This is a genomic window from Streptomyces sp. YKOK-I1 (assembly GCF_054660435.1).
Genome location: NZ_BAAGDR010000001.1, coordinates 4,186,210 through 4,206,004, shown reverse-complemented (window position 1 = coordinate 4,206,004; position 19,795 = coordinate 4,186,210). Strand labels below are relative to the sequence as shown.

The 19,795-nt window shown below is 72.9% G+C and carries 18 protein-coding genes and 1 tRNA gene; 12 read left to right on the top strand and 7 right to left on the bottom strand.

Annotation, left to right across the window (positions count from 1 at the left end):
- The first annotated feature begins 117 nt into the window (after positions 1–117).
- Together ACYQ8Q_RS18350 and ACYQ8Q_RS18345 are read left to right on the top strand one after the other, a co-directional pair.
- The gene (locus ACYQ8Q_RS18350; RefSeq protein WP_460066227.1) at positions 118–648 is read left to right on the top strand and encodes an AAA family ATPase; all 531 of its coding nucleotides are present in this window, start codon (positions 118–120) and stop codon (positions 646–648) included.
- Between the two features lie 125 nt (positions 649–773).
- Positions 774–1,970, top strand: coding sequence for an SUKH-4 family immunity protein (locus ACYQ8Q_RS18345; protein WP_460066226.1), 1,197 nt, complete (start codon positions 774–776; stop codon positions 1,968–1,970).
- A 30-nt stretch (positions 1,971–2,000) separates the two neighbouring features.
- Here ACYQ8Q_RS18345 and ACYQ8Q_RS18340 read toward each other — a convergent pair whose 3' ends face one another.
- On the bottom strand, positions 2,001–4,382 hold the full coding sequence (locus tag ACYQ8Q_RS18340; RefSeq protein ID WP_460073380.1) for an endonuclease/exonuclease/phosphatase family protein: 2,382 nt from the start codon (positions 4,380–4,382) through the stop codon (positions 2,001–2,003).
- A gap of 516 nt (positions 4,383–4,898) precedes the next feature.
- Positions 4,899–4,970 (bottom strand) — tRNA-Cys (locus ACYQ8Q_RS18335).
- A gap of 207 nt (positions 4,971–5,177) precedes the next feature.
- Between ACYQ8Q_RS18335 and ACYQ8Q_RS18330 the strand changes: the two genes are divergently transcribed.
- The 6 genes from ACYQ8Q_RS18330 (at position 5,178) to ACYQ8Q_RS18305 (ending at position 11,171) form a co-directional block, all read left to right on the top strand.
- Complete coding sequence (locus ACYQ8Q_RS18330; RefSeq protein WP_460066224.1) at positions 5,178–6,674, top strand: MFS transporter; 1,497 nt, start codon at positions 5,178–5,180, stop codon at positions 6,672–6,674.
- Between the two features lie 70 nt (positions 6,675–6,744).
- Positions 6,745–7,020, top strand: coding sequence for a hypothetical protein (locus ACYQ8Q_RS18325; RefSeq protein ID WP_460066222.1), 276 nt, complete (start codon positions 6,745–6,747; stop codon positions 7,018–7,020).
- Positions 7,017–7,418, top strand: a complete 402-nt coding sequence (locus tag ACYQ8Q_RS18320) for a type II toxin-antitoxin system death-on-curing family toxin (protein WP_460066220.1) — start codon at positions 7,017–7,019, stop codon at positions 7,416–7,418. The genes ACYQ8Q_RS18325 and ACYQ8Q_RS18320 overlap by 4 nt, the downstream gene beginning before the upstream one ends.
- 144 nt (positions 7,419–7,562) lie before the next feature.
- Complete coding sequence (locus ACYQ8Q_RS18315) at positions 7,563–9,365, top strand: DEAD/DEAH box helicase (protein WP_460066218.1); 1,803 nt, start codon at positions 7,563–7,565, stop codon at positions 9,363–9,365.
- A gap of 322 nt (positions 9,366–9,687) precedes the next feature.
- Positions 9,688–10,329 carry an IclR family transcriptional regulator gene (locus ACYQ8Q_RS18310; RefSeq protein ID WP_460066216.1) on the top strand — a complete coding sequence of 214 codons (642 nt, stop codon included), beginning with the start codon at positions 9,688–9,690 and terminating at the stop codon, positions 10,327–10,329.
- 50 nt (positions 10,330–10,379) lie between these two features.
- Positions 10,380–11,171, top strand: a complete 792-nt coding sequence (locus ACYQ8Q_RS18305; RefSeq protein WP_460066215.1) for a S16 family serine protease — start codon at positions 10,380–10,382, stop codon at positions 11,169–11,171.
- On the opposite strand, the gene ACYQ8Q_RS18300 is transcribed toward ACYQ8Q_RS18305, so the two are convergent.
- The 3 genes from ACYQ8Q_RS18300 to ACYQ8Q_RS18290 all read right to left on the bottom strand — a co-directional run bounded on the left by ACYQ8Q_RS18300 (position 11,161) and on the right by ACYQ8Q_RS18290 (position 12,491).
- Positions 11,161–11,355 (bottom strand): hypothetical protein, encoded by a 195-nt coding sequence (locus ACYQ8Q_RS18300; RefSeq protein WP_460073378.1) that lies wholly within the window; start codon positions 11,353–11,355, stop codon positions 11,161–11,163. The genes ACYQ8Q_RS18305 and ACYQ8Q_RS18300 overlap by 11 nt on opposite strands.
- Positions 11,355–11,954, bottom strand: a complete 600-nt coding sequence (locus ACYQ8Q_RS18295; RefSeq protein WP_460066213.1) for an ArsR/SmtB family transcription factor — start codon at positions 11,952–11,954, stop codon at positions 11,355–11,357. The genes ACYQ8Q_RS18300 and ACYQ8Q_RS18295 overlap by 1 nt, the downstream gene beginning before the upstream one ends.
- Before the next feature lie 63 nt (positions 11,955–12,017).
- Positions 12,018–12,491, bottom strand: coding sequence for an Lrp/AsnC family transcriptional regulator (locus ACYQ8Q_RS18290; protein WP_460066212.1), 474 nt, complete (start codon positions 12,489–12,491; stop codon positions 12,018–12,020).
- A 122-nt stretch (positions 12,492–12,613) separates the two neighbouring features.
- Here ACYQ8Q_RS18290 and hppD point away from each other — a divergent pair, with 122 nt between their 5' ends.
- On the top strand, positions 12,614–13,759 hold the full coding sequence (hppD, locus tag ACYQ8Q_RS18285; RefSeq protein WP_460066210.1) for a 4-hydroxyphenylpyruvate dioxygenase: 1,146 nt from the start codon (positions 12,614–12,616) through the stop codon (positions 13,757–13,759).
- A 39-nt stretch (positions 13,760–13,798) separates the two neighbouring features.
- Entirely contained in the window at positions 13,799–14,653 is an 855-nt protein-coding gene (locus ACYQ8Q_RS18280; protein ID WP_460066208.1) for a phage baseplate protein, read from the top strand.
- Between the two features lie 37 nt (positions 14,654–14,690).
- Here ACYQ8Q_RS18280 and ACYQ8Q_RS18275 read toward each other — a convergent pair whose 3' ends face one another.
- A complete protein-coding gene (locus tag ACYQ8Q_RS18275; RefSeq protein WP_460066206.1) occupies positions 14,691–16,097 on the bottom strand; it encodes a tetratricopeptide repeat protein in 1,407 nt (468 codons plus the stop codon).
- A 92-nt stretch (positions 16,098–16,189) separates the two neighbouring features.
- On the opposite strand from ACYQ8Q_RS18275, the gene ACYQ8Q_RS18270 reads away from it, so the two are divergent.
- Positions 16,190–17,596, top strand: a complete 1,407-nt coding sequence (locus ACYQ8Q_RS18270) for an FAD-binding oxidoreductase (protein ID WP_460066204.1) — start codon at positions 16,190–16,192, stop codon at positions 17,594–17,596.
- A 43-nt stretch (positions 17,597–17,639) separates the two neighbouring features.
- Here ACYQ8Q_RS18270 and ACYQ8Q_RS18265 read toward each other — a convergent pair whose 3' ends face one another.
- Positions 17,640–18,053: an SsgA family sporulation/cell division regulator gene (locus ACYQ8Q_RS18265; RefSeq protein WP_460066201.1), complete on the bottom strand. Its 414-nt coding sequence runs from the start codon at positions 18,051–18,053 to the stop codon at positions 17,640–17,642.
- A 253-nt stretch (positions 18,054–18,306) separates the two neighbouring features.
- On the opposite strand from ACYQ8Q_RS18265, the gene ACYQ8Q_RS18260 reads away from it, so the two are divergent.
- Positions 18,307–19,755 (top strand): RDD family protein, encoded by a 1,449-nt coding sequence (locus ACYQ8Q_RS18260; protein WP_460066200.1) that lies wholly within the window; start codon positions 18,307–18,309, stop codon positions 19,753–19,755.
- The last annotated feature ends 40 nt before the right edge of the window (positions 19,756–19,795 follow it).

Here is a 19,795-nt window from a genome sequence, read left to right as displayed (position 1 = left end):
CGCAGCGCTACGAACCCCCGCCGAGCGTCGGCAAACTGCTGCTGTGGATCGTGGTGTTCGCGGTGGCGGCACTGGCCGTGGTGCTGGGCGGCGTCTACTTCACGTGAGCGTCCCGCGGTGAGGGGTGTCGTGCTCGTCACCGGAGTGATGGCGTCCGGCAAGTCCACGGTTGCCGAGGCGCTGGCCGCCCGGCTGCCGAGGGCCGCCCATGTGCGCGGGGACGTCTTCCGCCGCATGATCGTCTCCGGCCGCGAGGAGTACGTCCCCGGGGCCGGCGGCGAGGCGGAGGCCCAGCTCCGGCTGCGGTACGGACTGTCGGCGGCGACGGCGGACGTGTACGCGGAGGCGGGCTTCACGGCCGTCGTGCAGGACGTGGTCCTCGGCCCCGCCCTGCCCGCCTACGCCGGACTCGTCCGCACCCGCCCGCTGTACGTGGTCGTCCTGGCGCCGGACGCCGCCGCGGTGGCCGCGAGGGAGGCCGGCCGGGACAAGACCGGGTACGGGGCCGGCTGGACGGTCGCGGGGCTCGACGAGGAGCTGCGGGCCCGTACCCCGCGCATCGGGCTGTGGCTGGACACCACCGCGTGGACGGTGGGGGAGACGGTCGAGGCGATTCTGGCGGGAAGGGAACGCGCCAGGGTGGTTTGACGTCTCTTCAGTGGGGGCGGCTGCCGCCGCCGGGGCGTCGTCGCAGGTCGGGGCCATTGTCAGTGGGCCCGCGTAGGCTGCGGAGCAGTGGGACGGCGCACGCACCTTTCACGCACGGGGGACCGATGAGCACGACCAGGAGCACCACCACGATCGTTTTCACCGATGACGAGCTGAACCCGTACGTCACGCATGCCGCGACGCGCCGCTGGCTGACCGGCCCCGGACTGCCGGGCGAGGGCGGCCTGCTGACGTTCGAGGCGCTGCGCACGGACGGCCTGCGCACGGTCGCCGACTCCACCGGCGACCCCGGGGGCCGGCTGGCTGCGGAGCTGCGCGACCGCCTGGTGATAGGCGGCATCCTGGGCACCGACGGCCGCGAGCGGGAGTCCGTCCTGCTGGACGGCGCGACGGGCGAGATCTCCACGACGTACTTCCTGCACGACCGCCCCGACCTGATGGACACCCGCCCGCTGGCGCCCTCCCTGGAGAAGCTGCTGCGCTTCGCCACGGCGGTGGACGAACTCGCCGCTCTGCGCGGCCAGTTCGCCTCCTACGCGGGCCGGCTTGGCCCGCAGGCGGTCGCCGAGGCGAGCCGGCAGCTCCTCGCCGTGTTCGAGGCGGGGGCGGCCGGCGACGGGACCGGTCTGTTCTGGAAGCTGGCCGCTGTGATCCGCCCGCTCGCCCTGGTGGCCGGCCCCGGCACCGCGTCCGGACTGGCCCTGGACCTGCCGCCCCGCCTCCTGGAGGACGAGTTCGGCGGCGGCGAGATCGCCCGCTTCGAGGACGTCGACTGCCCCAAGGCCCTCACCCACGCCCCGACCCGCCGCTTCCTGTGCGAGGTGGGCCTGCCGGAGGAGGTCGTCTGGTTCTCGCTGGAGACGGACATGCCGCTGCAGACCCTCGCCGAGTACTGCGCCGACGCCTACGAGGGCGTCCTCACCGACGAGCGGCTCCCGCTGAACGCGGACCGGCTGATCCGCCTCGGCCACCTCCTGGAGGACACCAGCCTGGTCGTCGACGGCGACTCGGGCGCGGTGCTCAGCTGGAGCGAGCCGGACCTCGCCCTGCGCCCGCTGAACGCCGATGTCTCCACCCTGGCGTTCACCCTCTGGCTGATACGCCGGGAGAAGGCCCTGGACGCGGTCCACGAACTCACCGAGGCCTACGACCAGCTCGCCGAGACGATGTGCCGCACCCTGGCCGCCGTGGACCCGGTCGCCTGCGACCCGACCCCGAACACCCCGACCGACGACGGCTGGCGCTACTGGCCGGGGATGTTCGAGGACGAGCCGGGCGGCGGACTCTGCGCCGACGTCTAGGCGCCGGCGCCCAGGCCCTGGTGACAGGCGCTAGCGGCGGCACCTGTCGACGTCGATCCGCACGATCTGCGGGTCGTGGTCGCTGGCCTGGTCGGCGAACTCGGCGTTGAGGTGCACCACGTCGTAGTCGAAGCGGGTGACCGCCGGGCTCGTCAGGATGTGGTCCAGGGTCTGCGAGTTGCCGTCGTACACATAGGTGTAGCGCTCGGCGGCCGGCAGGGTGGTGATCAGCGGGGTGAGGACCTTGCCCTCGGTGAGCGTGCTCACGGTCGTGGAGAACTCGTAGTCGTTGAGGTCGCCGAGGACCACCGCCTTGGCGTTCTTGTCGGCGGCGAGCAGCGACTTCACGAAGGTGTTCACCTCGGCCGCCTGCGCCTGACGCTGGGTCTCGGAGCTGCGGGCCGGCGGCTGGTAGCGGCCGTGCAGGGGCTGGTCGCCGCCCTTGGAGGTGAAGTGGTTGGCGATCATGAACACGGACTCGCCGTGGAAGACGAACTCACCGACCAGCGGCTTGCGGCTGCTGCTCCAGGCGTCGCTCGTCGGGTCGATCCGGCCGGGGGAGTAGGTGAGGTGCACGCCCTTGCGCGACTTCACCACGCTCGTGCCGGTGGTGGCGTCCCCGCCCGCCCGGTCGGTGAAGGAGACCCGCTTGGGGTTGAACAGGAAGACCTGACGGATGTTGCCGCCGGGCTCGCCGCCGTCCTGGTCGTTGGCGGGGGAGAGGTAGCGCCACCGGTAGCGGGGGCCGCCGGCCGCGCGGATGGCGTCGGTGAAGCGGGTGAGGGTGGCCTCGGAGGTGACGGTGCCGTCGTCGGTGGCGCCGTTGTCGTCCTGGATCTCCTCCAGGGCGACGATGTCGGGGGAGCTGAGGTTGACCGCGACGCCCTGGGCGAGCCGGTCGAACTTGGTCTGGTCGTCCAGCGCGTCCAGGTTCTCCACGTTGTAGGTGGCGACGGCCAGCTCGTCGCCCTTCTGCCGGCGCGTCACCTCCTGCTTCAGCCCGTGGTCGACGCGGGTGCCGAGCTGGGTGGCCTGGACGGTGTAGCCGCCGTAGGTGGAGTAGTCGAGCGGCCCGGTGGTGGTGCCGGACAGTTCGTCACCGACGTTGGCGGCCGGGTTGGCGGCGGCGGTGTCGAGCGACATCACCTCGATCCGCCCGGTGTTCGGCTGGTCGTAGGACGAGTACAGGGTGCCGCCGCGCACGGTCGGGTTCTCGTCCGGCTTGACGGTCACCCACATCTCGCCGTACGAGTTGGCGGCGCCGACCACCCGCGCGTCGGAGAACGCGACCCGCATGCCCTCGTTCGCCTCGTAGAAGTCCTGGGCGTACACGGTCGGTTCGAGAGCGAGGGACTCGATGCTGCCGCCGCCGGCCGTGGGGATGTAGGCGGACGGCACGCTCGTGGCGTCCAGGGTCACGGCGGCGGGCAGGGCGTTGCCGCTGGACAGCACGGTCGCCGTCGCACCGGTGAGCTCGGTGACGGACTGGCTGGTGCTGCTCGGGTAGTACTCGCTCACCTTGCCGCTGACCAGCACCGAGTCACCGACCGCGACGGTGGGCGTGACGGACCCGGTGTACACGAACACGCCCTCGCTGGTGCGGGGGTCGGAGTCGGCGGCCGGATCCTGGATCCAGTACCCCTTCGACCCGGTCGTCCGGACGCCGGTGACGATGCCCGGGACCCGGGTGACGGTCTGTCCGGCGAGCGGGGAGAGCCGGGTGGTGCCCTGGATGTCATGGATGCGGACGGTGCCCGGCTGGGTGGGATCGTCTCCTCCGCCACCCCCGTCACCATCGCCCGAACCGGGCGTCTGCCCCGCCGCGTTGACGGGAGAGGGCGTCCCGGCCGTGAGGTCGGCGGCGTTGTCGTCGGTGTCGGCGAGGGTGGCGCCGCGGGCCACGGAGGCGGTGTTGGAGGCCCCGGTGACCGGCCCGCTGCCCTCCCGGACGACCGCGGTGCCGTACCCCACGAGGTCCACGATCCGGCTGTCGGCGGCACAGTCGGCGGCGGTCTTGCAGGTCAGCGCGGTGGTGCCGGAGACGAGGGCGAGGGTGCCGCTGGTGGCGCTCATGGCGATGGTGCCGGTGGCGTCGGCGGTCGGCAGGGCGGTCGTCCCCCCGGAGCCCGCCGCCTCGGCGACCAGGAACCGCCCGCCCGGCGCGACGGACCCGCTGAGCGCGGTCACCTGCCACGTCGACGACGAGGACGGCGAACCGGGCAGGTACTGCACGCTGTACCCGCTCAGGTCGTAGGCCGCCGACCCCGCGTTGCCGAGCTCGACGAAGTCCCGGGTCAGGGTCGCCCCCGAGTTGCCGCCACCGCCGTACACCTCGGAGATCACCGCTGTGGCGGACGGCGTCGCGTACGCGGCGGGAAGGGAGATGATGGCGAACGAGCCGGCCACACCCACGGATATCAGGGCGTGCGCGGTACGGCGCGAGCTGCGGGCGGCGGGGGTTTCGGTGGACCTGGGGGCTCTGCTACCTGCGGGACTGGACACGCTGGCGGTCTCCTCGTACGTCGTCGGGTGCGGCCGGTGTGGTGTGGGGGAGGCCGCAACAAGTTACGCGCGTAGAGAAGAACTCGCCAAGGGGGCGTAGGTTAAATCCGGGGAACGGAAAGGCGGTTGTGCATGTCGGGCCGGCGCGGCGTACACCCCGTGGGTCTCGGTCCGTGCGGGTGTGACCCGTCCTTCTGGAGGGCGCCAGCGGACCCGAGCCGCCCGGTCCGCCCGTCTGGAACAGCCGGGCGGACGAGCCCGAGCCGGGAGCTGTGTGCCGGATCCCGCACCGGATCGCCTGCCCGGGCCTGGAACTGGACGCTGTCCCGGAAGTACTGCCGGACGTGGGCTGAGCCGACACGGACGACGGAAGGGCGGCACCCCGCGCGGGGTGCCGCCCTGTTGCTTTCCCTGGTCGAACACCAGAGGCCGTGGCGGGAATTGAACCCACGTACCTCGCTTTGCAGGCGAGTCCCTAAGCCACTCGGGCACACGGCCGGGTCGGGAGCGGGGGTGGAGGCCCGTTCCGTCTCGGTGGGATGACCGTACGGGCGGGGTGGAGGGCGGCTCAAGGGGGACGGGGGCGCTGCAACGAGGCTGCCATGCTGCGTTCATGAACGGGGGGAGACGTACGACCAAGGGGGGAGACCGAGGTCCGTCTTTTGACAGGGGTCAATGTCATGGGCGGACCTTACGCTTGCGGGCATGACAGCCCTGGAACCCCGCGACGCCGAGGTCGTGGACGACGCGTGTGCGAGTGCCGCCGCCCCCGAGGGGGAGCGGGTGCTCGGGCGGGACTATCGGGCGCTCACCGTCGGGATCGTCTCGGTGGTGCTGCTCATCGCGTTCGAGGCCACGGCGGTGGGGACCGCCATGCCGGTCGCGGCCCGGGAGCTCGGCGGGGTGTCGTTGTACGCCTTCGCTTTCTCCGGGTACTTCACCACCAGTCTGTTCGGGATGGTCCTCGCCGGGCAGTGGTCGGACCGGCGGGGGCCGTTGGGCGCGCTGGGGAGCGGGATCGCGGCCTTCGGCGCCGGGCTGGTGGTGGGGGGCACCGCGGCGAGCATGTGGGTGTTCATCCTGGGACGGGCCGTGCAGGGACTCGGTGGCGGGCTGGTCATCGTCGCGCTGTACGTGGTCGTCGGACGGGCCTATCCGGAGCGGTTGCGGCCGGCCATCATGGCCTCCTTCGCCGCCTGCTGGGTCGTACCGTCCATCGTCGGGCCGCTCGCGGCGGGGGCCGTGACCGAACAGCTCGGGTGGCGGTGGGTGTTCCTCGGGATACCCGTGCTCGTGCTGCCCCCGCTGGCGCTCGCGCTGCCGCAGATACGGCGGCGGGCCGGCGGAGCCGTGGGGGAGGGGCCCGCGCCCGCCTTCGACCGGCGGCGGATCCGGCTCGCCCTGATGATCTCCCTGGGCGCCGGACTGCTCCAGTACGGCGCCCAGGAACTGCGGCCCCTCTCCCTCCTCCCCCTCGCGGCCGGGCTCGCGCTGCTCGTGCCCGCCGTGCTCGGGCTGCTGCCGCGCGGGACCTGGCGGGCGGCCCGCGGGCTGCCGTCGGTGGTGCTGCTGCGCGGGCTCGCCGCCGGGGCCTTCATCTCCGCCGAGGCCTTCGTCCCGCTGATGCTCGTCACCGAGCGCGGGCTGAGCCCGACCCTCGCCGGGTTCTCGCTCGCCGCGTCCGGCGGGACCTGGGCGCTGGGCTCGTGGGTGCAGACCCGGGCCTGGGCGGAGCCGTACCGGGAACGGCTGATGACGGCCGGGATGGTGCTGGTCGCCGCGGCCATCGCCGCCGCGCCCGGTGTGCTCGTGCACTCCGTGCCCGCCTGGACCGTGGCCGTCGCCTGGGGGATCGGGTGCTTCGGGATGGGCCTCGTGATCTCCTCCACCAGCGTGCTGCTGCTGAAGCTGTCGGCACCCGAGGAGGCCGGCGCCAACTCCGCCGCGCTCCAGATCTCGGACGGCCTGTCCAACGCGCTGCTGCTCGCGGCGGGCGGTGCGGCCTTCGCGGCACTCGGCGGCGGAAGCGTCGCGCACACGGCCGCCGGGGCCGCCACGGCCGGGGGTTCCGCGGCAGGGTCCTCGCATCCGGCCGCCTTCGCCGCCGTCTTCCTGCCGATGGCCGTGGTGGCCCTGGTCGGCGGCTGGGTCACCACACGACTGCGCGAACGGCGCCCGGCGGGGGCAGGGGCGGGGGCTTGAGCGGTACGGCGGGGAGCGCCGCCCCGTAAACCCCTCGCCCGCCGGCCCCGCCCCTTCCTAACCTCACCCCATGCAGCCCTTCACCCCGGCGGCCCCCGCCTCGGCCCCGGCCCCCGCCCCGGCCCCCTCCCCGCCCCCGGCTAGGACCACCGTGCTCTCGCTCCCCCTCGAGCCCGATCTCCATCGCGCCCTCGTGGACCTCGCGGACGCCGCCGGGTGCGGGGCGGAGGACATCGTGCTGGACGCCGTACGCGCGTGGTTGGGTGCGGAGGAGGCCAGGGTGCGGGAGGTCGCCGAGGAGTTGGCCGGGGCCCACGCCGAGTTGTTGCGGAGGCTCGGGGAATGACCGCACGGCCCACCCCACCGGCGGCGACACGGCATCTCACCGTGGCCGAGGTCACCGACATCGCCCGGATCGCCTTCGGCGGACGGGCCCCCGAGACCCGCGCGCCGGGGCTGCTCGCCTCCGCCGTGCACCGGCCGCGGGCCCGGATGTTCGGCACGGTCGCCTACGAGGACCTCCATGAGCAGGCCGCCGCGCTGCTGCACGCCCTCGCCACGAACCACCCCCTCGTGGACGGCAACAAACGCGCCGCCTGGCTCGCCGCCGTGACCTTTCTCGCCCTGCACGGCGTGGACCTCGCCGGCTGCGACCAGGAGGCGGCGTACGACCTGGTCATCGATGTCGCCTCCGGCGCGGAGGCCGAGATCGGGGTGATCGCGGAGCGGCTGCGGACGCTGTGACGTGGGTCCCACCCCGCGCCGCCCCGGCCCGGTTCGAGCGCTGCCGGTCCCGGGCCGCCGGTAGGGTGGCCCGGTTGTCATACGTTGCCGTGACCGAGCCGCCGTTGCCGTGACCGAGCCGCCCGACCCCCGAACCCGGAGACCGTGACTACCACCGCCGCCACCTCCACCTCGCACTCCCACCACCTCTCTCCCGCCTTCCCGGGCCGCGCCCCCTGGGGCACCGCCAGCAAACTGCGGGCCTGGCAGCAGGGGGCGATGGAGAAGTACATCCAGGAGCAGCCGCGCGACTTCCTCGCCGTCGCCACCCCCGGCGCCGGCAAGACGACCTTCGCGCTCACCCTCGCCTCCTGGTTGCTGCACCACCATGTCGTGCAGCAGGTGACCGTGGTCGCGCCCACCGAGCATCTGAAGAAGCAGTGGGCGGAGGCGGCCGCGAGGATAGGGATCCGGCTCGACCCCGAGTACAGCGCCGGACCGCTCAGCAAGGACTACCACGGCGTCGCGGTGACGTACGCGGGCGTCGGCGTACGGCCGATGCTGCACCGCAACCGCAGCGAGCAGCGCAAGACCCTCGTCATCCTCGACGAGATCCACCACGCCGGTGACTCCAAGTCCTGGGGCGAGGCGTGCCTGGAGGCGTTCGAGCCGGCCACCCGGCGCCTCGCGCTCACCGGTACGCCCTTCCGGTCCGACACCAACCCGATCCCCTTCGTGACGTACGAGGAGGGCACCGACGGGATCCGGCGGTCCTCCGCCGACTACACCTACGGCTACGGTTCCGCGCTCGCCGACCATGTCGTGCGGCCGGTCATCTTCCTCTCCTACAGCGGCAACATGCGCTGGCGGACCAAGGCCGGTGACGAGATCGCGGCGCGGCTCGGCGAGCCGATGACGAAGGACGCGATCAGCCAGGCGTGGCGTACGGCCCTGGATCCGCGCGGTGAGTGGATGCCGAGCGTGCTGCGCGCCGCCGACCAGCGGCTCACCGAGGTCAGGAAGTCGATCCCGGACGCGGGCGCCCTCGTCATCGCCTCCGACCAGGACTCGGCACGGGCGTACGCCAAGCTGATCCGGGAGATCACCGGCAGCAGGGCGACCCTGGTCCTCTCCGACGACACCGGCGCCTCCAGCCGCATCGACGACTTCAGCGGCAGCACCGACCGGTGGATGGTCGCGGTGCGGATGGTGTCCGAGGGCGTCGACGTGCCCCGCCTCGCGGTCGGGGTGTACGCCACCACCATCTCCACCCCGCTCTTCTTCGCCCAGGCCGTCGGGCGCTTCGTACGGTCGCGGCGGCGCGGCGAGACCGCGTCCGTGTTCCTGCCGACCGTGCCCGATCTGCTGGGCTTCGCAGGCGAGATGGAGGTCGAGCGGGACCACGCCCTCGACAAGCCCAGGAAGGAGGGCGAGGAGGACCCGTACGCCGAGGAGGACAAGCTCCTCCAGGAGGCGGAGAAGCAGCAGGACGAGGACACCGGCGAGCAGGAGCAGTTCGCCTTCGAGGCGCTGGAGTCCGAGGCGGTCTTCGACCGGGTCATGTACAACGGCGGCGAGTTCGGCATGCAGGCCCACCCGGGGAGCGAGGAGGAGCAGGACTACCTCGGCATCCCGGGGCTCCTGGAGCCCGAGCAGGTGCAGTTGCTGCTCCAGAAGCGGCAGGCGAAGCAGATCGCGCACAGCAGGAAGAAGCCGGACACCGAGGCCGATCTGCTGGAGCTGCCGGCCGAGCGGCGGCCGGTCGTCTCGCACAAGGAGCTGATGGAGCTGCGCAAGCAGCTCAACACGATGGTCGGCGCGTACGTCCACCAGAGCGGCAAACCGCACGGGGTGATCCACACCGAGCTGCGGCGCGTGTGCGGCGGACCGCCGAGCGCGGAGGCGACGGCGGGACAGTTGCGGCAGCGCATCGCCAAGGTCCAGGAGTGGGCCACCCGCATGAAGTGAGGCGCGCTCCCGGCGGGCGACGCCCGGGCTTTCCGCGGTCCGACATATCACGGCAAAAGTGCGGCAAATGCTAGTAGTCCATACCGGCCATTGACCGGATTCTGGACGTTCTCTTCCGCTCAGCGAACCTGCTTCGCTACTGTCCCGCTACGCACACGCCCCGTGGCAGCGCCGCCGCGGAGCGCAGCCGTGAAGCGACCGGGCCCGGACATGCCGGGCCCCTCTGCCGATCGGCGGCCTCTCAAGCGCGTCACTGACGGGACTCGGTGACGCATCCGCCGCGACGGGGGCCGCCGACCTCACCACTGAAGGAGTGGGCGTCGTGACCGCGGAGACTTCCCAGACGCTCGACCGGGGACTGAAGGTCCTCAAGCTGCTGGCCGACACCGACCACGGGCTGACCGTCACCGAGCTCTCCCAGAAACTGGGGGTGAACCGGACCGTCGTGTACCGGCTGCTCGCCACGCTGGAGCAGCATGCCCTCGTACGGCGTGATCTGGGCGGGCGAGCCCGGGTGGGCCTCGGGGTGCTGCGGCTGGGCCGTCAGGTGCATCCGCTGGTCCGGGAGGCGGCGCTGCCCGCGCTGCGGTCGCTGGCCGAGGACATAGGGGCGACCGCGCATCTGACGCTGGTGGACGGGGCGGACGCGCTGGCCGTGGCCGTCGTCGAGCCGTCGTGGACGGACTATCACGTGGCGTACCGGGCCGGGTTCCGGCATCCGCTGGAGCGGGGGGCGGCGGGGCGGGCGATTCTCGCCGCGCGGCAGAGACTGGCGGGGGAGCCGGGGTACACGCTGACCCACGGGGAACTGGAGGCGGGAGCGAGCGGGGCCGCGGCGCCGCTGCTCGGGGTGACCGGGGTCGAGGGCAGCGTGGGTGTGGTGATGCTGGCGGACGCGGTGCCGGAGCGGGTGGGGCCGCGGGTGGTGGACGCGGCCCGGGAGGTGGCGGAGGCGTTGCGCTGAGGGATCACCTCCGCGGCGGTGTCCACACCCTCGCCGGTTACATTGACCCCGTGCTCTCTCGTCTCACGCGTTTCCAGGCCGTCGCCGTCTGTGCTGTGCCCCTCGTGGGGCTGCTCGGGGCGGCGGTGTTCGCGCCGCTGCCGTTCTCGGTGGCGCAGCCCGGCATGACGGCCAACGTGCTGGGCGAGAACCAGGGCACCGAGGTGATCACCATCTCCGGCGCGCCCACCCGGGACACGTCGGGGCAGCTGCGGATGACGACGATCGAGGCGACCGGCCCCGACGCCGACGTCCGGCTCGGCGATGTGATCGACGGCTGGTTCCGCACCGACCAGGCGATCATGCCGCGGGACTCGGTCTACCCCAGCGGGCAGTCCACCAAGGAGATCGAGCAGCACAACACCGAGCAGATGGAGGAGTCCCAGGACGCGGCCACCGAGGCCGCCCTGCGCTACCTCGACCGTACGGACGACGGCATCAAGGTCACGCTGAAGCTGTCCGACGTCGGCGGTCCCAGCGCGGGTCTGCTGTTCTCGCTGGGCATCGTGGACAAGCTCGACGGCGACGGCACCGGCGGCGATCTCACCGGCGGCCGCACCATCGCCGGTACGGGCACCATCGACGCGGCCGGGACGGTCGGCGCGGTCGGGGGCGTCTCCCTGAAGACACAGGCCGCCCGCCGGGACGGGGCGACCGTCTTCCTCGTGCCCAAGGACGAGTGCGGCGACGCCAAGTCCGAGCTGCCCAAGGGGCTCCGGCTGATTCCGGTGACCACCCTCAAGGGCGCGGTGAACGCGCTCACCGCTCTGGAGAGCGGCAAGGGGTCCGTGCCTAGCTGCTAGGCGCCAGGGTGGCCGGCCTCTGCGTGGCCAGCCGCAGTCCCACTTCCACGAGGGTCCAGCCGAGCCGGGCGCGCAGGGCGCGGGGGCGGCCGACGGCCGAGGTGGCGAGACGGTGGGCGGCGGCTAAGGCGTGCAGCTCGGCGGCGCGGGCGTGGTGGAGGGCGAGGTGGGTCTCGGGGGTGATCATCGGGGCCTCTCCTGGTCCGTGGTGAGCGGGAAGGCGTGCGTGTGCAGGCGGACCTGCGCGGCGTCGGGGTCGTCCGCGTCGGCGCAGCGGTCTCGGTACGTCTCGATCAATTCGTGCATCTTCTGGGTGAGTTCGCGGGTGAGTTGAGGAGTGAGCCGTAGCGTCGCGCTGCTCATGTCCCAGGAGCGGTTCCAGTCCTTGGGCCAGGAGGCGCGGTTGCCGAGCCAGGTCGACAGGTCGCGGGTCTGGGTCGTCGCGACCTCGTGCACATACAGGTCCGCCGCTCCGCGTACGGCGGGGTCGGTGTCCATGAGCAGCGAGTCGTCGAACTGCAGACCGCGGTGTGCGGCCTTCCACCACCGCTCCCGGCCCTTGCCCCGCTCGGGATCGTCCTCGACGAAGCCGTGGGCGGCGAGCTGGCGCAGGTGGTAGCTGGTGGCCCCGCTGGACTCGCCCAGCTTCTCGGCGAGTTGAGAGGCGGTAGCGGGCCCGCCGAAGCGCAGGGCGTCGAGCAGTTGCATGCGCAGGGGATGCGCCAGCCCGCGCAGGGAGCGCGCGTCGAGCTGGCGGACCTGTGGATCCCGAGACTCGGTCATGCATGCAAAAGTACCGTTGCAAAGAACTCTTTGCAACGTCTTCTTTGTAACTCGCCCCCACCCTCAACCCCCCTCCGAAGCCGCCTGCTCCACCAGCGGGATGATCCGCAGCGGCACCGCGTTCTCCATCACGATCGCCGTCGACGCCCGGACGATCCCCTCGAAGCCGACGACCCGGTCGATGACCCGCTGGAGATCGGCGTTGGAGCGGGCCACCAGCCGGCACAGCATGTCGCCGCTGCCGGTGGTGGTGTGCAGCTCCAGCATCTCGGGGACGGTCGCGAGGTGGGCCCGTACGTCCGGTCCCCGCCCCTGGCGGATCTGGAGGGTGGCGAAGGCCGTCACGGGATAGCCGATGGCCGCCGGGTCCACCTCCGGCCCGAAGCCCCGGATGACCCCGTTCGCCTGGAGCCGGTCCAGCCGGGCCTGCACGGTCCCCCGGGCCACCCCCAGCCGCCGGGACATCTCCAGCACCCCGATCCTCGGTTCCCGTGCCAGCAGCACGATGATCCGGCCGTCCAGATGATCGATCGCCACGCCCGCCTCCGTCATGGTCACCCTGCGCGGAAAGCCCGCCGAAACCGCCGTATCACCCAACACATTGTCCAGCCGGAAGGCGAACTGTTGCGCACCTTGCGCCCCGGGGTGAGGCTTCCGCTATGACGCAGATCACACACCGCGCTCCCGGGGCCGCCCGGCAGGCCGATCCCTTCCCGGTCAGGGGAATGGACGCGGTCGTCTTCGCCGTGGGCAACGCGCGACAGGCGGCGCACTACTACTCCACCGCCTTCGGCATGAAACTGGTCGCCTACGCGGGCCCGGAGACCGGCAGCCGTGAGACCGCGTCGTACGTGCTCACCAACGGCTCCGCCCGGTTCGTCCTCACCTCCGTCGTCAAGCCGGCCACCACCTGGGGCCACTTCCTCGCCCGGCATGTGGCCGAGCACGGCGACGGCGTCGTCGACCTCGCCATCGAGGTCCCGGACGCCCGCGCCGCGTACGCCTACGCGATCGGGCACGGCGCCCGGTCCGTCGCCGAGCCGTACGAGCTGAAGGACGGGCACGGCACGGTCGTCCTCGCCGCGATCGCCACCTACGGCGAGACCCGCCACACCCTCGTCGACCGCTCCGGCTACGACGGCCCCTACCTCCCGGGCTTCGTCGCCGCCGACCCGATCGTCGAGCCGCCCGCCCGGCGCACCTTCCGGGCGATCGACCACTGCGTCGGCAACGTCGAGCTCGGCCGCATGAACGACTGGGTCGGCTTCTACAACAAGGCCATGGGCTTCACGAACATGAAGGAGTTCGTCGGCGACGACATCGCCACCGAGTACAGCGCGCTGATGTCGAAGGTCGTCGCCGACGGGACGCTGAAGGTCAAGTTCCCGATCAACGAGCCCGCGATCGGCAGGAAGAAGTCGCAGATCGACGAGTACCTGGAGTTCTACGGTGGTGCGGGCGTCCAGCACATCGCGCTCACCACCGACGACATCGTGCAGACGGTCCGCACCCTGCGCGCGGCCGGGGTCCGCTTCCTCGACACCCCGGACTCGTACTACGACACACTCGGCGAATGGGTCGGCGACACCCGGGTGCCGGCGGAGACCCTGCGCGAGCTGAAGATCCTCGCCGACCGCGACGAGGACGGATATCTCCTCCAGATCTTCACCAAGCCGGTGCAGGACCGCCCTACGGTGTTCTTCGAGATCATCGAGCGCCACGGATCGATGGGCTTCGGCAAGGGCAACTTCAAGGCCCTGTTCGAGGCGATCGAGCGTGAGCAGGCGAAGCGGGGCAACCTGTAGTCACGGCGACAGGGCCCCCGCCGAAAGCGAGGGTGGACCGTGGCCGACCGTTTCGACCTGGCCGTACCGGCCGTGAGCTGGCTGGCCGGCAAGGCCCTGTCGCAGGGCACGGTCCTGCAGTCCTTCGCCTTCGACGAAAGCCACAAGCACCTGTACGTCCTCCAGGTCCGCAAGGGCGGCGAGGCGGCCGGCAACCTGTGCCTCAACCGCCTCGACTACCAGGGCAACGCGCTCGGCCACATGTATCTCCAGGGATTCGGGCACGGCGTCAGCATGGGCGTGCAGAACGCCCCCGACGGCACCGTCTGGATCTGGACCGAGGCCGACTCGCAGGGCGGTTACGGCCAGGGCGTCACCCGCTTCCGCTTCACCCCCGGCGCCGTCCGCACCGCCGCCGACGTCAGGATCCGCAAGCCGATACCCGGATCCACCAACAACCAGCCCACGGTCTGCATGACCTCCAAGCGCCTCTCGGTCCGCTACCGGATGAACGGCAAGGCCCGCTACCGGGTCTGGGACCTGGAGTCCTTCGTCGACCGCGACTACGACGACCCCGTCGCCGACTTCGCCCAGACCGGCGCCCACCCCGACCCGCGGATCCCCTTCCAGGGGTACGCCCTGCACGGCGACCACGTCTACCAGCTCGCCGGCACCGCCTACGACCCCGTGACCAACCCGCCCGCCCAGCGCGGCAACGCCTACCTCTCCTGCCTCGACGTCCGCACCGGCGAACTCCTCCAGCGCACCCGCACCGGAGCCGGCCAGAGCCTCGCCTACCGCGAACCCGAAGGCCTCGCCGTCCGCGGCACCCGCCTCTACCTGGGTTTCGCCTCCGGCACGGCCGGCGCCCGCCGGTTCTCCCTCTACTACAAGGCCGCGAAGAAGAAGTCGTAGACGCGGCACGGTGGGTGACGAGCCATCAGGACTCCCGTCAGGACTCCGGCAGCGGCTCGTCCGGCACCTCGCCCAGCCCCGCCAGCGCCGCCCGGGCCGTCCGGGCGTGCAGCGGGGAGAAGTACGGGTTCAGCCGCAGCGCCTCCGCGAGATGCCGGCGGGCGTTCGCCGTCCGCTCCAGCGCGCGCTCGATCATGCCCCGGTGGTAGGAGTACGACGCGCTGAGCACCGCCCCGCCATGCACCCGGTCGGTGGCGGTCATCGCGAACTTCAGCGCCTCCTCGTCCGCTCCCGCCCGGTGCAGCGCCCAGCCCAGCGCGTCCGCCACCGCGATGCCCGGCTGGCGCTCCCACTCGGCCCGCAGCCGCCGTACCGCCGCCGCCGGATCGCCGTGATCCGCCTCGAACAGCCCGAGCACCAGCGCCCCGTCCACCCCGCCCGCCGCGTCCCGGCGCACCCGCTCCCGCAGCAGCGCGTACTGCTCCCGCGCCGCCCGGCCGCGCCCCAGCGACTCCTGCAGCTCGCCCAGTTCGAGCGCGTACTGCGGCAGCGGCTGCCCGGCCAGCGCCGCGCGGTACGCGGTCACCGCCGGCCCGGTCCGGCCCAGCGCCGCCAGGGCCCGCCCCTGCCCCGCCCGCGCGGCCCACTGGTCCGGGTCCAGCCGCAGGGCCGCCCGGAAGTGCCGCAGCGCGCTCTCCCGCTCCCCGCGCTCGAACGCCAGCTGCCCGGCCCGCTCCAGCCACGCGGCCTCCTCGGCGGGGGAGGAGGCCCCGGCCACCGCGTCGGCCAGCGCCGCCTGCGCGTCCTCCCGGAGCCCCTGATCCCAGTACACGCCCGCCGCCCGCGCCAGCACCACCGGACCCGACCGCAGCTTCCGCAGCCGCTCCAGCGCCGCGCGGGCCTTCTTGTGGTCGCCCAGGCCCGTGTACGCGTCGACGAGCTGCCCGTACGCCGTCCAGCGCGCCGGAGACACCTTGCGCGCGGCCTGCGCCCACTCCAGCGCCGCGGGGAAGTCCCGGCGCGCGGTGGCCAGCGCCGCCAGCCCGTCCAGGGCCTCGGCGTTGCCCCGCGGCCGCACCTTCAGCGAGGTCCGCAGCGCCCGCTCGGCCTTCGGATAGAGGACGTCCGCCCCGGCGGTACGCCGCCCCCGCTCCAGGTACGCCGCCCCGAGCACCGCCCAGGACCCCGCGTCCCGGGGATGCTCCCGCACCCGGCTCTCCCGCGCCCGGATCAGCTCCGCCAGCCCGGGCAGCGCCGCCGGCACCCCCGCCCCCACCGCCGCGCCCGCCTGCGCCCCCGCGGCCGGCGCCGCCCCGCGCTCCGGCCCTTCCCCGGGCACCCACAGCAGCACCGCCCCGCCGGCCAGCACCAGACCCCCCACGAGCGAGCCGACCGCCGCCCGTCGCCGGTACCAGGAGATCCTGTGATCGTCGTTGTCCTCCATGGCGCTCACTGTGCGCCAGCGCGCGGGGAGCGCCCGGGCAGGTGACGGCCGCCGAGGACGGGGTTCACACCGATGGCCCCGGGTGCGAACCTTTGATCATGAGCCGTATCGAAGCGCCACGCGACGAGGTCACGGGCAACCTCCTCGACCGTCTGCTCGCCGGCCTGCCCGCCGACGCCGTTCTCACCGACCCCGACGTCACCGCCGCGTACGCCAACGACATGGCGAGCTTCTGCCCGGCCGGCACCCCGGCCGTCGTCGTGCTGCCCCGTACCGTCGAACAGGTCCAGCACGTCATGCGCACCGCCACCGAGCTGCGCCTGCCCGTCGTGCCCCAGGGCGCCCGCACCGGCCTGTCCGGCGCCGCCAACGCCACCGACGGCTGTGTGGTGCTGTCCCTGACGAAGATGGACCGCATCCTGGAGATCAGCCCGGTCGACCGCATCGCCGTCGTCGAACCGGGGGTCGTCAACGCGACCCTCTCCCGCGCGGTGGACGCACTCGGCCTCTGCTACCCGCCCGACCCCTCCAGCTGGGAGATGTGCACGATCGGCGGCAACATCGGCACGGCCTCGGGCGGGCTGTGCTGTGTGAAGTACGGGGTGACGGCCGAGTACGTCCTCGGCCTCGACGTCGTCCTCGCCGACGGGCGGCTGATGTCCACCGGCCGGCGCACCGCCAAGGGCGTCGCCGGGTACGACCTGACCCGGCTGTTCGTGGGCTCCGAGGGCTCCCTCGGCATCGTCGTCCGCGCCGTCCTCGCCCTCAGGCCGAAACCGCCGCAGCAGCTCGTGCTGGCGGCGGAGTTCGCGTCGGCGGCCGCCGCCTGCGACGCGGTCTGCCGGATCATGGCCGGCGGGCATGTGCCGTCCCTGCTGGAGCTGATGGACCGCACGACCGTCAAGGCGGTCAACGCCCTCACCCGGATGGGCCTGCCCGAGACCACCGAGGCCCTCCTGCTGGCCGCCTTCGACACCACCGACCCGGCCGCCGACCTCGCCGCCGTCGGCGCGCTGTGCGAGGAGGCGGGCGCCACCCAGGTCGTCCCGGCCGACGACGCGGCGGAGTCCGAACTCCTCCTCCAGGCCCGGCGTTCGTCGCTCGTCGCCCTGGAGGCCGTCAAGGGCACCACGATGATCGACGACGTGTGCGTGCCCCGCTCCCGCCTCGGCGACCTGATCGAGGGCGTCGAGGCGATCGCCGGCAAGCACCGCCTCACCATCGGCGTCGTCGCCCACGCCGGGGACGGCAACACCCACCCCACCGTCTGCTTCGACGCCCAGGACCCCGACGAGTGCCGGCGCGCCCGGGAGTCCTTCGACGAGATCATGGCGCTCGGCCTGGAACTCGGCGGCACCATCACCGGCGAGCACGGCGTGGGCGTCCTGAAGAAGGAGTGGCTGGCGCGCGAGATCGGCCCGGTGGGGCTGGAGATGCAGCGGGCCGTCAAGCAGGTCTTCGACCCGCTGGGCATCCTCAACCCGGGCAAGCTGTTCTGACCCGCGCGCCCCTCCGCGCGCCCCTCCGCGCGCACGGGCCCGCTCACTGCGCGAGCAGCTCGGCCAGACCCTCGTCCAGACCGAGCTGCTCGCCCTCGGTGCCCGGCGGCACCGCCCGCAGCGTCCGCTCCAGCCAGGCCGACACCTGTGCGACGGGCGCCTCCAGGAGCGCGTCGCCGTCCGGCGAACTGAGCGCCATCAGCACGACACTGCGCCCCTGCGACTTCGTCGGCCACACCCGTACGTCCCCGTGCCCGCAGGGCCGGAACACCCCCTCCACCAGCAACTCCCGGGCGAACGTCCAGTGGACGGGCTGCTCCGAGTTGATGTGGAAGAAGACGTGCACGGCGAACGGGTCGTCGCTGCGGTAGCCCAGCCGGGCCGGGACGGGGATGCTGCGCTCCGGCGACAGGATGAGCTGGAGCTCCAGTTCGCGCTCCACCACGGTGTGATGCATGGTCGTTCTCCTCTCCGTACGGATGTGTACGCAGGGAGAGAGCGGAAGGGATGCGGAGCATTACGCGGGTTCGGAGAACTTTTTTCCACGAACTCGGTCGGACAGCCGTGACGGACGGTTCCGAACGTGTGAAGCGTGTGCACGGGGTTGCCCGGAAAGGGGTGGGTACGGCGGGACTGGCGGTGGGGGTTGCGTCCGTCTGATAGATGTGGATGCCCCCATCCGACCTCCGAGCAGATACGGGACGACGGACATGAGCGCCCCAACCCCGGCCCCCGGCGACGACAGGCCCCGCGAGGGGTATTACCCGGACCCGTCCATCCCCGGATACGTCCGGTACTGGAACGGCTCCGCGTGGGTACCGGGCACCAGCCGCCCGGCCCCGTCGGACGGTACGCCGCTCACTCCTCCGGCCTCACCCGTGGAGGAGACCGGCCCGCACTTCTTCGACGAGGATCCGAACCCGGCCGACCAGGTCGGCGGCGGCCGCCCCGAGCCCGCCTCGGCCTGGGGCGCGGACCGCGCCCACCAGTCCGGCTTCGGCGGCGACCAGGACCGCAGGGTGTCCTGGGGAGCACCGCAGGGCGCCGATCCGAGGGCGCTGGCGCAGCCGGGCGTGCCGGCCCAGCAGGGCGGTCCGGGGTCCCCGGCGCAGCCCGACGGCTGGTCCGCCAGCACGGACGGGACGGCGACCATCCCGCCGGCCGAGCCGGAGACCGGTGACGTGGCCTCGGGCGGGACGTTCGTCTTCCGCCGTCCCGGCGGACGGGACGCGGCCGGGGGCGCCGCCGCGGCGGGCAACGCCAAGCCCGGCTTCGGCGCGGGCAAGGCGGCCGCCGAGCGGGCCGCCGCCGCGCAGGCGCAGGGCGCCCCCGGCCTCCCGGGCCCGGCCGCCCGGATGCCGGCCCAGCAGGGCCCAGCGGCCCAGCCTCCCGCCGTACCGCCTCCCGCCGTACAGACGCCCGCCGTACCGCCCCCCGCCCAGCAGCAGGGCCCCAGTGCCTTCCCGCCCGCCGCCGGGCAGACGGCCGGGCCCGCGCCGGCGCCGCAGCCCGCGCCGGGCGTCCCGCAGCAGTCCGCCCCGATGGCCGCCGGACCCGGCGGGGGACAGTCCTCGTGGGCGCAGCAGGTGCACCGGCTGGCGGGGCCCGACGAGCAGCCCCCGCCCTGGAAGCCGCCCGTCGAGGACATCTTCCAGGCGGCCGCCCGCAGACAGGCGGCGGCCCGGCCCGCGGGGCTCGGCAAGCGGTTCGCGGCCCGGCTGGTCGACACCCTCGTCCTCGCCGCCGTCACCTCCGCCGCCGCCGTACCGCTCGGGGTGAAGGCTCTCGACCACGTCAACGAGAAGATCGACGAGGCGGAGCTCACCGGACGGACCGTCACGGTCTGGCTGCTGGACGGCACGACCTCGGTCTACCTCGGCATCGTCCTCGCCGTCCTGCTGGTCTTCGGGATCGTGTACGAGGCCCTGCCCACCGCCAAGTGGGGGCGCACGCTGGGCAAGAAGCTGCTGGGTCTCCAGGTGCGGGACATCGAGGGCCACGAGCCCCCGACCTTCGGCGCGGCCCTGCTGCGCTGGCTCGTCTACAGCGTGCCCGGGCTGCTGGTGATCGGGGTCGTGGGCGTCCTCTGGGGAGCGTTCGACCGGCCGTGGCGCCAGTGCTGGCACGACAAGGCCGCCCATACGTTCGTGGCGGGCTGACACCCGGGTCCCCGGCCGGACCGACACCCGTACGGCCGCG